Raw genomic sequence first — 13,196 nt, 5'->3', positions numbered from 1 at the left:
CCTCCCGTTCACGATTTCATGATCTTTAGCGTTTACGTTTCTGTAGAACCCCGCCCGCTTGATCGCGATAGGCCGACTCCCCCTGCGGGGAACTCTTCATCTTAGTAGCGTAATAACGAATGAGATCGAAGGAACGCAGAAATTCCGGAGGTTCAACGACCAAAGCGTTAACCTCTGTTCTCGCCGCACCTCCGCCGCGCAGCCAGATTAACGGCTGCGCAAGCCAATTACTCGTTAAATCCACTTCGATCTCGCGTTTGATCCCGATATTCCGATATCTCATTTCTCCCGTTCCCACGTTGTGGGAAGAAGCCGTTTCGAAACCTATGCGCCTAAGCTTATCGATTGCCTGGGAACCTTCTCCCCCCGCCATACCCGCATGGATCTCAATTCCCGCGCCATTGCTTTCGGCGACTAAGCCGAACAGTCCCTGAACGAGGCTATCGTCGGTTAGTCGCCAGTACAATCCGTCATACTCGCCTTGCGGGTATGCGCCGGTTTGCGCGTCTTTCGCCGAATTCGTCCAACTGAACGCGGTTCTCTCCGCCATAATCGACGAGCTATAGTAAAGCAAAGCACCCTGCGAGATATAGAGGGAGAAGAACAGCAACAGAAAGGTCAACATCAAGACCCACGGAATTACAAGCGAAGCCTCTAATGAAATCGATCCCGACGTATTTCCCCAATCTCTTAATTTTCCTATTAATTTCATCGCTTTATCCTTATTCCTCGAACACGTCTTCCGCTTTCCCTTCAACGGAATCCATTAGGTTCCCTAGAAACTCCAAAATCCAGTCTTTAAAGAAGATCGCTACGATGATTAAAACCGCGGCAATAAGAACAAGTTCCAACGTGCCTAATCCCTCTTCATCCTCCCACAGATCGCTTACGGCCTTCATTCCGAATTGAAATAGGTTTCCGATCATCCAAATCATCCCTTCGATAATAGTGTTGGCTTACATCATGAATACCGTTGGCGCACCTACTAAAACCATGATCAACAAAAAGACGATCGTTAGCGGAAAAGCGAGTCTTGAAGAGGCTTGCTCCCCAAGCGTACGGGCGATCGCTTTTCTCTTGTCCCACATTTGCCTAGTTAATTCGCGCAACGCGGGCACGAATGCATCCCCTCCTCTTCTGGCATTGATGAGCAACGTCGTCGCGAACAGCTTCACCTCGGGCACGGCGCATCTTCTCCCCATCTCCTCCAGCGCAATAGATAGACTCTCTCCGCGTTTCAATCCTTCGAGCGCTGAATTCAATTCAACGTAAAGGGGATGCTGGATTCCTTGCTTCTGTTCCACGGTACGAGCTAACGCCCTCATCACGTTCTCCCCCGCGTTAACCATGAGCAGCAGCTTGCTAAGCAATTCCGGCAATTCCATGACGATCGACTGATGTCGCTTTTTCACTTTGCCGTAAAGCTCTTTCGCGCGTAAGGCCGGCAGGATTCCCGCGAGAATCGCGCCTACGAAAAGCAAAGCCGGGTTTTCCGCGCCGATGGCCAGAAATCCGGTTACCATCAAGGTGAGATAGGCTAGTCCGATACTCTCGGCGGACCATCCGATCAACGTTTCCAGAGTACAGGTTCCTCCGTTCAATAAGGCCAACGGGATTCTCAACTTGTTCATCCACGGCTGCAATTTATTCCATAAAGGACGATAACTCAGAAGGACGACGAATGGATCCACGTTCGGCCGAAACCGTTCTTTCCTTCGAATGCTCAATGCCCGAACGGTCAGCACTCCATATAGAGCCAACAAAACAGCACTGTAAAGCACCATAGCCCACCCGCTCATAGCCTAATATCCATGATCCGCAGCATCCACCAACTGCAACCCGTCAGCAGGAGCAAGCATACCGTCAGCAATAAGATCCCCATCCCTTCATGGAGCGGTTGCATATAATCGGCCGCCATGAACCCGAGTATCCCTACGAAAGCGAACGGCATCCCCATCATGATTTTAGATTCGAATTTCTTCTGGGAAATAAGCACGGAAACTTCAAGCTCTACCTCCAGTTTCTCGCTAATGAGCTGCGAGGTTCTGCGGACAACCTCGACTAAATCCCCTCCGGCCCTCTTGCAAATCTTGATCACTTCGGCGAAGTTCCTCACCTCCTCCAGATCTGAACGATTGGCGAAATCCTGCAATGCCGCTTCCAACTGTTCCCCGTTATTTAATCGATTGGTGATCGCTCTAAGCTCCATCATTAAATCGGACTGCGTATCACCGATTAGAAGAACCAGATCGTTCTCCAAGGACATAAAAGCATTTTCAACCGACCTCCCAGCGGACAGCAACGACGACAAAGCCTGCAGGGCATCCTTGAATTGTAGTCGTAACTTCTCCCGCCGTTTCCTGCATAAGGTGCTCGCATATAAACGCGGATACAGCAACCCTAGAGGAGCCGCAACCAAGGCAATGTAAGGATTTCGGTACATCAGCCAGATTGCCGCGAAGCAGAACAGACTTCCGAATCCGATCGCCCAAGTTCGTTCCAAGACGCTAAGCCGATAAATCCCATAGTCGGTCATGGCCCCTCCCTCCCGATTAATCCGGCTTCCCTAAGCTTACGTTGGTCCCGTAAAGACTCGACCGGCAGCAGCCGACCGACGATTCTGCCGTTGCGTTCCCCCGTCTCTTCAAAACGGAACAACGTGCTGAGCTCGATTTCGCCATTTCTTATCCCGGTAACCTCGCTGATTTCCGCCACTCTTCGAGAGGAGTCGCGATAGCGGCTCAGATGAATGACGACATCCAAAGCCGAGGCGATTTGTTGACGAATGACGCTTACGGGCAAGTCGGCTCCGCTGAGCACCATCGTTTCCAGCCGGGAAATCATATCCTTGGCGCCGTTGGAATGTCCCGTAGACAAGCTGCCTTCATGCCCCGTATTCATTGCCTGCAGCATATCGAGAGCCTCAGCGCCACGAACTTCTCCGACGATGATTCGATTGGGCCGCATGCGCAGCGACGCGCGAATCAGTTCTCGGATCCCGATTTGACCTTTACCTTCGCTATTCGCATTGCGCGTTTCCAAGGAGACTAAGTTCGTCACCCCTCTGATTTGCAGCTCCGCCGCATCTTCGATCGTGATCACCCGTTCATCCGACGGAATCCATTGGGACAATGCGTTAAGGAAAGTCGTTTTGCCCGATCCGGTTCCACCGCTAATGAATAAGTTGTATTTCGCCGTAACCATCCGGCGAAGAAATTCGGCCGCCTCTTCCGAAAGGGCCTCCCGTTCGATTAAATCTTTCATACCGAGCGGGTTCCGCGGGAATCGTCGAATCGTAACGGTCGGACCTTTCAAAGCGATCGGCGGCAAGACGACATGTACCCTGGAACCATCCGGCAAGCGAGCATCGACTATCGGGGAAGCTTCGTTTACGATCCGATTCACTCGTCCCACCATGCTTTGGATCAAATCCTCCAATCTTTCCGAGCTATCGAAACCTACATTAACCGCGCTCAGTTCCCCTCTTCTCTCGATATAGATCTCATCGTGGGAATTGATCATGATTTCCGTAATTTCTTGATCCTCCAACAACGGCTGCAAAGCATCCAAGCCGCGAAAAGAATGAAACAATCTCATTACCGCGGCCTTTCGCTCGGCTGCCGTCATTTGACGCGTCCGTTCCCTACGAAACAGCTCGCTCTCGATCAACTGTCTCAGCTCTTCATCCGTCACGGAACTGTCCCACGATAGACGCGATCGAACGGCATCCCTTAGCTCAGACAGCTCCCCTTGCGTGAGTCCGCTGAATGCCATGTCTTTCCTCCCTCTTCCTTCCCGAGTCCGGAACGTTTCCGCCGAGCGCCAGTCTATCCATCAAACGATCGACGGCACCGGAGAATGCGGGGGAGGCTAATAGCCGTCCCGGCTGGTCGATGGCTTTCCATTGCGGAACGTACGGTAATATCGAAGGCGGAGAACCGCCCGATAAACTCCAGTGGTTTACAAGTCCTCCCACGTTTCCTTTATTTACGGCGAAGATCAGCTTGTGCACGATCTCGTCTTTCTCCATCTGCCCTTGCCAATATCGAAGCAGCTTCTCGTTCTTCATTAGCATCTGAGTATCGTCGAGCAGGAGCCAGACGATTCTATCGCTTGCTTCGAGCAGCTTGCGATACCACTCTCCAGCCCCCGAATCCGGATCGATTACGATCAAATCGTATTTTCCGGTCGAGCGGATTTTCTCCAAGAGCATTTCAGTCAGCTCGGGAGTCAGAGCCAGTCTTTCTCCGGGGTGGTCTGGAGCGTCTAAATAATCGGTTCGCAGATACGGCTGATGACGGCATAGCCGATTCAGCAAGGCGTCGCCCTGTTCCGGATGCGTCTGCAGCGCATATAACAGTCGTGACAGGCTATCCGGCTCGCCTTTACCGAACAGTAAGGATGTCGCGTTCAATGCCTCCAAATTCAAATAAAACGTGCGTAATCCTCGCTCTCCCGCTTGCCGTATCAGATTTAACGCGACGGTTGATTTACCCGCTCCGCCCGATGAGGAGAACAACGTCAACACCTGACAATCCGGCGGCGGACTTGCGGAAACAGTGCCCAGTCCGTCTCGTATAGCTGAGAGGATCGCCGGCAAAGGTTGAAACTGAATGACCTCCTGCCAAGGACCGCCGCTTGTTCCCCTCTCCTCCACCAGCGCTAGAATTTTCCCGGCCTTATCGATTGCGTCTGCCGTTTCATACAATAAGCTCGGTTGGCCGATCAACAATTCCACCGAACGATCCTCAAACAGTTCTCTTCGCAATGCGCTGGCATGCGTATACGCCGCGATATCCCACCCCGGTTCCTCTTCCCTCAAATACTCGGCAAGCTTGGCGGCATATTCACGCTCCGATGCCGCTAACACGACTCTTTTCATCCTCTCGACCTCCTGTCCGATGAATACAAAAAAACCGCAAACTCCGACGAATTAACGTCAGAATTTGCGGTGCTTCCGCCTAACCTTTAAAGGTAGTTCAAAAAGTCAACTTTTGTGAATGTAGAGATAAGATACCATGAGTTTCCATATTCGTCAACAACCGATTTTTTTCGATTTACTCGTCAGGGATTGTCGTATATTTTCCATTCTTCCGCCAGAAAATCGTGTACAATAGAACATAATTAATCTACGACAATTGGAGGTTATATCATGACGTTTCTTATCGTGATCGGCGTCATTATCATCGTTGCGCTTCTAATCCGCAATGATACGCGCTCTAGCAAGCGTCGTAACTTCTCGAACTATCACAACAGCTCCAGCAACTTCGATACAAACTCGAGCCATCACCATCACCAAAACCATCACCATCATAACCATCACCACAACCATCATTCCAACCACGGCAATGATTCCCATGGCGGAGGTATCTCCGATAGCGGTGGGAGCAGCGGATCAGACGGTGGCGGAGGCGGGGGTGGCGGAGGGGATTAATTCCGCGTTCCACTCCACATTCTGAAAAGTATTTGTTTCCGCGGACTCTTTCGCCTTCAAACATAATAAAGCGCTCAACAATCCATCATCCAGCGTCGTAGCCGACTTTTCCGCTCCGCGCATCGTCTGAATAAAATTGCGAACTAATATTCCGTCGCCCCCTCCATGCCCGTCCAGAGCATTCAAATCGAATCGATGCGTTTCAACCTTAGGCTCATGGTGCATATATACATTTAATTCGCCCGTGTACCAATCGAATTCCAGCGTGCCCTTATAACCCAGCAGTCTTGCGCCTCGCTTCTCCGCTCCCCTTCGGGCGAAGAAATTTTGCGAATAGTTCACGTGCATGCCTGACTCATATCGTAGCAGCGCACTTCCGGAATCCTCGTTCCCGGTATCCACGGCAAAGCTGCAATATTCCCCTCGCTCCCGATTAACAGGCTTAATCGTGCTCTCCTCGCAAGTATGCCGCTCTTCGCAATCCGCGCACTTTAAACCGGCCGGCTTGTGACCCTTGAAGATCTGCTTTGATTTCATCGCGCATACCGAGACGGGTTTCAGGCCGAGCAAATACTGAATATAGTCGAAATCATGCGTCGCCTTCTGCAAGAATAACCCGCCGGTTATCTTTTCGTCCCTATACCAGCTATGGTAATAAACCCCGCCGTAAGGAACGTTATTCACCGCTTGCACATGCTCTACCGTTCCGATTTTCCCAGAATCGATGATTTCCTTAGCAAGTTTGACCAGAGGCGTGTTCCTGAGAGGAAACGAGACGACAACTTGCGATTTCGAAGCCTCGTAACCGGCTTTCAACCGGAATAAATCCTCGTAGTTCGTAGCGACCGGCTTTTCCAGGTACAACGGCAAATTGAGCTTCAAAACCTTCAAAGCCATCTCCGTATGAAGGTTGCAGCGAGTTCCGATGACGACCCCGTCCAATTGCACGTTGCTTAGCATTTCGTCCGCATCATCGAAAAAGCGGATGCCATCGGCATTTCCCTCGAAGCTCGATCGGAGCTCGTCTTTGCGCGGGTCCGCAATCGCGACGATACGGCACTCGGGATCGGTCTCCGCGATATTCCTGAATAAGCTACTTATCCTCAAGCCATAGCCGATTATTCCGATTTTCATCGCTAACACCCTTTCATCTTTTCCGCAAACTTGTTTATTGTCGATCTATATTCTGAATGATATCATACTGATATGGCTAAGTATTTGTCCGAATTCGATGTGAAGTTGTATATAATCGATCTTTTCAATTGCGAAGGTGGCATTCGATTTGAACGTGGAAAATTCCAACACAAGATTACTCAACAGCAATGAAATACGACCAAGCATTCATTGGGCGCAGAGGCAATACGTTTCGCAAACGGACGGCGTAACAAGGAGACTGTACGACTTCGAGATTATGTATGTCATTTCCGGGGAAATGAGAGTCGCATTCCACGATGAGAAGGAATCGAGAGTTTACTCTCCCGGAGACCTGCTGTTCCTCCCGTCGGCCGTCCCTCATTTGATCGAAATTACGCCCGTGTCCGGCGCGGCATTGCTTGGCATTCATTTCGACTTTTACGATGAATTCGAAATTACCCCGGATATTTACATCGTCGTCGATGAGGACAAGGTTTATCCGGAAGCTATCTGCTCCATGCCCGTAAGCGCGAACGGAGAACCGATGCTTGCCCGTCGGTATGCTTCCATTCCCGTCGAGATCGTTAAGTGGATGGAGTTCATTTGCGAAGAATTCACGACTTGTCGCCCCGGATTCGAAATCGCTTGCAACGGCGCGATGATGCTGATTCTTTCGGCTTTATATAGACTGCAGCCCATGCCGGAACGGACATTACCCTCACCGTATCACGTCATGCTTAACGACTTAATCGACGAGTTGAACAACGGACTCCATTTGCAATGGAACAATGCGACGATGGCGCATCGTCTCAGCGTCAGCGAGGACCATTTTATTCGTATATTCAAAGAAACCTACAGCATGACGCCCAACCAATATCTTCAACACTTGCGTCATCAAGAAGCCAAAAGAGGTTTAAGGGAAACCGATATGAAAGTAGAAACGATCGGCAAACACGTCGGATACGACAGCTTGCATCATTTCAGCCACATTTTCAAAAGATGGCAAGGCGTCTCCCCGCGAGAGTATCGAAAAATGTGCAATATTCTATAAACGCCAAATAACCGCAACCCCGGCTATTGCACCGAGAACTGCGGTTATTGTTGTTGCGATTACCGTTTGATATAATCGATCATCGACGAAACCTCGAGCTTACCTGGCGAGGCCGGACCAAAGGCCGCATTGCCCGCGCCTCTCTTCATAAACTGCACCGTCTGCGGAATCCCCGGCACGAGATCGAAGAAATTATCGGAGAATACGCCCTCTTCCTCCGATTGCAGCCACACTTGCTTCGCAAACCCCCTTGCTTTTACGACGAATGTCGAACCCGAGGAGCCTTCGACTTCCGTAACTTCAATTGCCGGTTCCGGCGCTAACGCCAGATGCTTCAGGTATTCGAAATAGTGCTCCTTGCGATCCAGCACCGTGCCTTCTTGAATGAGCCTTCCGATCAATACCGTCCGCAAAGGATCGTATTTGACGGCCCGATCTTTAACCGGCCAATCCAATAATTTAACCGCCTTATTCGCCGGCACTTCAATCGGATATTCCGCTTGCTCCAACAAACGACCTTCGAAGTCGTATAGGCTCCACTCCAAAGTACCCGAGAGCGACTCCGGAATATCAGAGACGGCATGGAATTCCACCGTTTCCCCATTCTGATCGATCGATAACATCAAGTCGCGATAGCTTCGGCGAGCGTAATACTGAACCGCTTTCCATCTGCCCAAATAATCCATGCTGGACCACGAGGCAACCGGCCAACAGTCGTTCATCTGCCAATACAACGTCCCCATGCAGTAGTCCTTGTTTCTCCGATGGGCTTCGATCGCCATCTTCATCCCTTCGGCTTGAAGCACTTGGCTCAAGTAGAGGAACGAAACGAAATCTTTCGGCTCGCTGAGGTATTTGTCGGAGTACTCTTTAATCAAGAAATTGCCCCGACCGTTCTTCTGATGATGCAGCATGACTTCGGAATCCAGTGCCATCTGTTCCTCATTCGCGTACGTGCGAACCGTTTTGTATTCGGGGAACGATTGAAATCCGTATTCGCTCATGAACCGGCCGACATTTAACTTATAATTCTCGAACGGCTCCGAAGCATGCCAAACCGCCCAAAAATGGATATCCCCATGAGAAGAATCGTTCGTCGCGTGTTGTTCGGCATCGTTCGTAATCGCCTGCATTGGCGAGGACGGCCAATAATCCGTTTCGGGTGCTAATTCCGCGACGATCCCGGGAAGTAATCCGTGGAAAAGCTCTTCGTAATCCGCCCATATTTTCTCCCTAAGTTCATGCGAATATTGTTGTTTCCATCCCCATCCCGCGTCTTCTTTATAGTGCGACCACGCCCCGTCGATTTCGTTGTTTCCGCACCATAACGCGATACTCGGATGGTTGCGCAGCCTTCTGATATTGTCGGCCGCTTCGCCGCGAACGTTATCTAAGAAAGCCTCGTCGCCGGGATACATACTGCATGCGAACATAAAATCCTGCCATACGAGAATGCCGTATTCATCGCACAAGTCGTAGAATATATCTTCCTCGTATATGCCTCCGCCCCACACTCGAAGCATATTGAAATTCGAAGCGGCGGCGCTCGCGATTTCATGGCGATACCGTTCGAAAGTGACATCGTTAATAAAGCTATCATTCGGGATATGGTTGGCGCCTTTGGCGAAGACCGGAATTCCGTTCAGCTCGAAATAAAACGAAGTTCCTCGATCGTCCGGTTTACGGATCAGCTTCAACGAGCGAAGTCCCGTTCGAACCGATCTGCTCGCCGGCGATAGATCCAAAGCGCGAATCGAAGCTTCGAAGGAATACAAGTTAGCCTCTCCTAACCCTCTGCTCCACCACAGCTTCGGATTCGCGATTTCCAATGCCACTTCCACCGTTTGGCTTCCGGGAACGATGACCGCTTCTTGCGCCCAACGTTGTCCATCGTTCGCAAGAACCGATATCTCTGCCTTACCGGCAATCTCCGATTGTATTTCCACGATCGCGAGAACGCTCGCGATTTCGGTCGTGACCCGCTTCTGATAAATGAATAAATCCGTTATTCGGTAGCCTGTCCAGCCAACGAGGGTAATATCCTTGCAAATGCCGCTGGTGACGAATCTCGGTCCCCAATCCCAGCCGAAGTGATAGGGGGCTTTCCGCGAGAATACGCTTAGCTTCGTATCCCCCAATCCGCCCGTGATAGAATCGTCATTCGATGCCGGATAACCGAATCCGTTAGCTTCGAGCTTAACAAGTCCTTCATTGATCGGCGAACGAAAGACGATCCTTAGACGATTGCCATGCGCGCGAAGATGAGCTTTCACGTTAAGCTTCCATGTACGGAACATGTTGTTCGCCGATAACAGATGAATATCGTTCAAATATACCTCGGCATAGGTATCTAATCCTTCAAATACGATTTCCGCTTGGGAATGAGCGAGCAGTTCCGGTGGAGCGTCAAATTCGGATACATACTCCCAATCCTTGCGATCTATCCATTGAAGTTGCTTCTCGTTCGCTCCTTCGAAGGGGTTCGGGATTAGTCCGTTTCTCAACAAATCCGTATGAACGCATCCCGGTACTCGTGCAGGCAACCAGCTCGGATCTTCGCATGCTTTGAATTTCCAGTCGGCGATTGCCCAACTAAATTCAGACATTCCCATTCCTCCGTTAGTATAAAAGTTAGTTATTGTTATGCTAAAATTATATCATACATATAACAAATTAAAATACGCATAGAGGAATCCACGCAAGAAAAAACCGTCAGGTTGATCTGACGGTTTCGATTTCTATTTTATGAGCGGCTTCATCTAGCTTCCCTAATCCTTATCCACTAAATCGCGTTGCAAGTACTGTTCGAGCGCGTTCGTGATCTCGTACGTGGTTTGCCCCAAATCGTAATTCTCGAAAGCATGCTCGCAAGAACCGCGATAACTCATCTCGAGATCATAATGACTCAGATGCTTAGCAATGACGTCTTCCGCCAAACCACGCGAACGTTCGCGTTGCTCTATTGTTCTGCGATCTGCATAGAGGAATAGACGAATCACCATATCCCCGTAAATTTTCTTCAGAATGCTTGCGCCTTCGCGATTCAGAATCAAATAAACAGAGTCATGATGGCTGAATTTATTTTCGATGTCCAAGCTGCGTATTCCATATAAATTACCGTCAATCTCAACGCTTTCGAGAAATTCTCCTTGCTCCTCCATTTCCCTATACGTTGCATGAGCAATGAAATGATAATCTTGCCCGTTTACTTCCCCTGGTCTGGGTAGCCGGGTGACGAAGGAAATGATCTTCTCCATTCCGAAGGTTTGGCCGACCGCTTCCGCTACCGACTTTCGTCCCGATCCATCCGGACCCGTAAATACGATAATTTTCTTCCGTTCTTCCCGTTCGTACATCCCCACCATCTCCCTCTTCAACAAATAATGATCAAACGAATAGGCAGAATTGTCAGATTATTGTACCACATATTCCCAATATTAAGAACCCCTTAGTTTCCTATTTTAGGACAAGCCCTGTGCTATACTTCCATTTGTCACCTAGATCACCTAGAGGAGGATTCATATGACTAACATTAACCAATTCAAAAAACTGATTATCGGCGCCGCTTGCTTCGCGGTTATCGCTACGGGCATCGGTGTTTCCGGTCAACATTCAGCATACGCGGCAACCCAATCTTCGAATGCGGCGGTCCAAGAAAGCGTAGCCACGGCAAGCGCGACTTCCGCGCAAAAGATCGACAAGGTTATATCGCTATCGAAAAGCCTGATGGGCAAAGTAAAATACAAATTCGGGGTTAACAACCCGAGCAAGCTATGGTTCGACTGCTCCTCGTTCACGAAATACGTGTTCGGGAAGCAAGGGATTAACTTGAAATGGGGCTCTAGCGCTCAAAGCAAGCAAGGCGTATATGTTTCGAAAAGCAACCTGAAAAAAGGCGATTTAGTGTTCTTCAGCGTCGCAACGCCAGGAAAAGTCAACCACGTCGGAATTTACATCGGCGGCGGCAAATTTATTCAGAACACGATAGGCGGCTCGGTAAACGGCGTTATTATCAGCGACTTGAGCAAATATTCTAAGCGTTATATTACGGCTCGCAGAGTAGTATAACGATAACGAATCCCCGCCGGCTTGCCGTGCGGGGATTCCTATTCGATTGAAGTCTTATTAGACAATGGCTATTCCGACTTCTTAGCTTTGAATACTTCTCCAATCGCACCGATACTGCCCAGCGTATCCACGGCGCTTACGGGAAGGAATACCTTATTCGACGGCCCCTTGGCGATCTCGCCCAGCGCCTCGAACGAATAGTACGCCAGCACCTTCTCATCCAACCCGGCGGATCTTAGCAATTCGATTCTGATCTTCTCCGCCTCCGCTACCGCTTGGATCGCTTTGGCTTGACCGATCGCTTCCAGCTCCTGCGCCTGACGCAAGCCTTCGGCTTGCCGAATCCGCGCCTCCTTCTCTCCTTCCGCTTTAAGAATCTTGCTCTGCTTGTCGCCTTCGGAGCGCAAGATCAAATCTTGTTTCGCCGCCTCCGCCTCCAAGACGATCGCGCGTTTGCTTCGCTCGGCTTTCATTTGCTTATCCATCGCTTCTTGAATGTCCGTCGGCGGTTTAATGTCGAGCACCTCGACCCGCTCGATGCGTACGCCCCACTTTTCCGTGGCCTCGTCTAAAGCTAACCGAATGTTGGACGAAATTCTTTCTCTTCCGGATAACGTCTCATCCAGTTCCATATTCCCGATAATCTGACGCAACGTAGCCGTCGTAATGTTGCGAACCCCGTATACATAGTCCGAAATGCCGTATGTAGCCTGATCCGGGGCAACGATCTGATAGAAGATGATCGTATCGATCTGTACCTGAACGTTATCCTTCGTAATCACCGTTTGCGGAGGAACGTTCGCCTGTTGAATGCGCAGATCATGATATACGCGGACGTTATCGATGAACGGAACGAGCACGTTGACTCCCGGCGTTAATAACCGATTGTATTTGCCGAGTCTTTCCACGACGCCAACTCTTTGCTGAGGAACGATCTTAATCGATAAAATAACGATAAATACAATAACGATTAAAACGAGAAACACGACGTAAATCATTCCGTAGAACCTCCCCATTTTTGAACTTCCAGTACGGTTGTCCCTCTACTGATGACTCTGACTTGATCGTCTTTAAGTAATAATTCGATTGAAGTCGCGCTCCAAGATTCGCTGCCTACCTTTACGATGCCAGGGTTGCCGGGAGAGATGGACTCCACCACGATTCCTTGCTTACCGACAAGCTCCTCGATAGCGTCCCGATACCCTCGCGATTGTCGAAATCTGCGCGTTAACGGCTTGGTGAACACGGTTAACGCAAGCGCGGCGATCCCGCCGGCTAATGCTTGAATATAGATTCCGTCTGGAGAAATCAAAGCGGCAGCGACAGCGATCAAGGCGCCGATTCCAAGCCAGAGCAAATAAAATGTTAACGTCAACATTTCCGCGATGAACAAAACGCCGGCAACAATGAGCCAGATCGCCCACCATTCCATCTCTCTCCCTCCTCAACGGACCCTTCTTACATGTTTACGATCCCGATCCCCCGATATGACAACAAAAAAGCTCTCTA

Annotated in this window: 14 protein-coding genes; 3 read left to right on the top strand and 11 right to left on the bottom strand. The window is 50.0% G+C overall.

Going from position 1 to position 13,196, the window contains the following annotated elements; translation table 11 throughout:
* Positions 1-25 precede the first annotated feature (25 nt).
* From HH215_RS32335 to HH215_RS32310, 6 genes are read right to left on the bottom strand one after another with little or no spacing between them, the layout of a single operon-like run.
* Positions 26-712: a pilus assembly protein gene (locus HH215_RS32335; RefSeq protein ID WP_169283648.1), complete on the bottom strand. Its 687-nt coding sequence runs from the start codon at positions 710-712 to the stop codon at positions 26-28.
* Positions 713-722: 10 nt separating this feature from the next.
* Entirely contained in the window at positions 723-926 is a 204-nt protein-coding gene (locus HH215_RS32330; protein WP_169283647.1) for a Flp1 family type IVb pilin, read from the bottom strand.
* Positions 927-956: 30 nt separating this feature from the next.
* Complete coding sequence (locus HH215_RS32325) at positions 957-1,799, bottom strand: type II secretion system F family protein (protein WP_169283646.1); 843 nt, start codon at positions 1,797-1,799, stop codon at positions 957-959.
* On the bottom strand, positions 1,796-2,536 hold the full coding sequence (locus HH215_RS32320; RefSeq protein WP_169283645.1) for a type II secretion system F family protein: 741 nt from the start codon (positions 2,534-2,536) through the stop codon (positions 1,796-1,798). Before HH215_RS32320 ends, HH215_RS32325 begins: the two co-directional genes overlap by 4 nt.
* Entirely contained in the window at positions 2,533-3,774 is a 1,242-nt protein-coding gene (locus tag HH215_RS32315) for a TadA family conjugal transfer-associated ATPase (RefSeq protein WP_169283644.1), read from the bottom strand. Before HH215_RS32315 ends, HH215_RS32320 begins: the two co-directional genes overlap by 4 nt.
* Positions 3,737-4,882 carry a P-loop NTPase family protein gene (locus tag HH215_RS32310; RefSeq protein WP_169283643.1) on the bottom strand — a complete coding sequence of 382 codons (1,146 nt, stop codon included), beginning with the start codon at positions 4,880-4,882 and terminating at the stop codon, positions 3,737-3,739. The genes HH215_RS32315 and HH215_RS32310 overlap by 38 nt, the downstream gene beginning before the upstream one ends.
* Before the next feature lie 270 nt (positions 4,883-5,152).
* Between HH215_RS32310 and HH215_RS32305 the strand changes: the two genes are divergently transcribed.
* Positions 5,153-5,434, top strand: a complete 282-nt coding sequence (locus HH215_RS32305) for a hypothetical protein (protein WP_169283642.1) — start codon at positions 5,153-5,155, stop codon at positions 5,432-5,434.
* Here the strand turns inward: HH215_RS32305 and HH215_RS32300 are convergent.
* Positions 5,396-6,568: a Gfo/Idh/MocA family protein gene (locus tag HH215_RS32300; RefSeq protein ID WP_169283641.1), complete on the bottom strand. Its 1,173-nt coding sequence runs from the start codon at positions 6,566-6,568 to the stop codon at positions 5,396-5,398. The two genes, HH215_RS32305 and HH215_RS32300, sit on opposite strands and share 39 nt — an antisense overlap.
* 154 nt (positions 6,569-6,722) lie before the next feature.
* Between HH215_RS32300 and HH215_RS32295 the strand changes: the two genes are divergently transcribed.
* A complete protein-coding gene (locus HH215_RS32295) occupies positions 6,723-7,619 on the top strand; it encodes a helix-turn-helix transcriptional regulator (RefSeq protein ID WP_254450634.1) in 897 nt (298 codons plus the stop codon).
* A 59-nt stretch (positions 7,620-7,678) separates the two neighbouring features.
* Here HH215_RS32295 and HH215_RS32290 read toward each other — a convergent pair whose 3' ends face one another.
* Together HH215_RS32290 and HH215_RS32285 are read right to left on the bottom strand one after the other, a co-directional pair.
* Positions 7,679-10,225 carry a beta-mannosidase gene (locus tag HH215_RS32290; RefSeq protein ID WP_375140477.1) on the bottom strand — a complete coding sequence of 849 codons (2,547 nt, stop codon included), beginning with the start codon at positions 10,223-10,225 and terminating at the stop codon, positions 7,679-7,681.
* A gap of 162 nt (positions 10,226-10,387) precedes the next feature.
* Positions 10,388-10,975: a guanylate kinase gene (locus HH215_RS32285; RefSeq protein WP_169283638.1), complete on the bottom strand. Its 588-nt coding sequence runs from the start codon at positions 10,973-10,975 to the stop codon at positions 10,388-10,390.
* A gap of 166 nt (positions 10,976-11,141) precedes the next feature.
* Between HH215_RS32285 and HH215_RS32280 the strand changes: the two genes are divergently transcribed.
* Entirely contained in the window at positions 11,142-11,687 is a 546-nt protein-coding gene (locus HH215_RS32280) for a C40 family peptidase (RefSeq protein WP_169283637.1), read from the top strand.
* A gap of 68 nt (positions 11,688-11,755) precedes the next feature.
* Here the strand turns inward: HH215_RS32280 and HH215_RS32275 are convergent, their stop codons facing one another.
* On the bottom strand, positions 11,756-12,685 hold the full coding sequence (locus HH215_RS32275; protein WP_169283636.1) for an SPFH domain-containing protein: 930 nt from the start codon (positions 12,683-12,685) through the stop codon (positions 11,756-11,758).
* Complete coding sequence (locus HH215_RS32270; RefSeq protein ID WP_169283635.1) at positions 12,682-13,119, bottom strand: NfeD family protein; 438 nt, start codon at positions 13,117-13,119, stop codon at positions 12,682-12,684. The genes HH215_RS32275 and HH215_RS32270 overlap by 4 nt, the downstream gene beginning before the upstream one ends.
* Between the last annotated feature and the right edge of the window lie 77 nt (positions 13,120-13,196).

The sequence above is a fragment of the Cohnella herbarum genome (assembly GCF_012849095.1).
Taxonomy (GTDB): Bacteria; Bacillota; Bacilli; order Paenibacillales; family Paenibacillaceae; genus Cohnella; species Cohnella herbarum.
The sequence above is the reverse complement of the archived record's forward strand: the minus strand, read 5'-3'. Positions and strand labels throughout refer to the sequence as shown.

Coding starts and splice junctions, on each gene's coding strand:
- HH215_RS32335 (WP_169283648.1), bottom strand. CDS start 712: ATGAAATTAATAGGAAAATTAAGAGATTGGGGAAATACGTCGGGATCG.
- HH215_RS32330 (WP_169283647.1), bottom strand. CDS start 926: ATGATCGGAAACCTATTTCAATTCGGAATGAAGGCCGTAAGCGATCTG.
- HH215_RS32325 (WP_169283646.1), bottom strand. CDS start 1,799: ATGAGCGGGTGGGCTATGGTGCTTTACAGTGCTGTTTTGTTGGCTCTA.
- HH215_RS32320 (WP_169283645.1), bottom strand. CDS start 2,536: ATGACCGACTATGGGATTTATCGGCTTAGCGTCTTGGAACGAACTTGG.
- HH215_RS32315 (WP_169283644.1), bottom strand. CDS start 3,774: ATGGCATTCAGCGGACTCACGCAAGGGGAGCTGTCTGAGCTAAGGGAT.
- HH215_RS32310 (WP_169283643.1), bottom strand. CDS start 4,882: ATGAAAAGAGTCGTGTTAGCGGCATCGGAGCGTGAATATGCCGCCAAG.
- HH215_RS32305 (WP_169283642.1), top strand. CDS start 5,153: ATGACGTTTCTTATCGTGATCGGCGTCATTATCATCGTTGCGCTTCTA.
- HH215_RS32300 (WP_169283641.1), bottom strand. CDS start 6,568: ATGAAAATCGGAATAATCGGCTATGGCTTGAGGATAAGTAGCTTATTC.
- HH215_RS32290 (WP_375140477.1), bottom strand. CDS start 10,225: ATGTCTGAATTTAGTTGGGCAATCGCCGACTGGAAATTCAAAGCATGC.
- HH215_RS32285 (WP_169283638.1), bottom strand. CDS start 10,975: ATGTACGAACGGGAAGAACGGAAGAAAATTATCGTATTTACGGGTCCG.
- HH215_RS32280 (WP_169283637.1), top strand. CDS start 11,142: ATGACTAACATTAACCAATTCAAAAAACTGATTATCGGCGCCGCTTGC.
- HH215_RS32275 (WP_169283636.1), bottom strand. CDS start 12,685: ATGATTTACGTCGTGTTTCTCGTTTTAATCGTTATTGTATTTATCGTT.
- HH215_RS32270 (WP_169283635.1), bottom strand. CDS start 13,119: ATGGAATGGTGGGCGATCTGGCTCATTGTTGCCGGCGTTTTGTTCATC.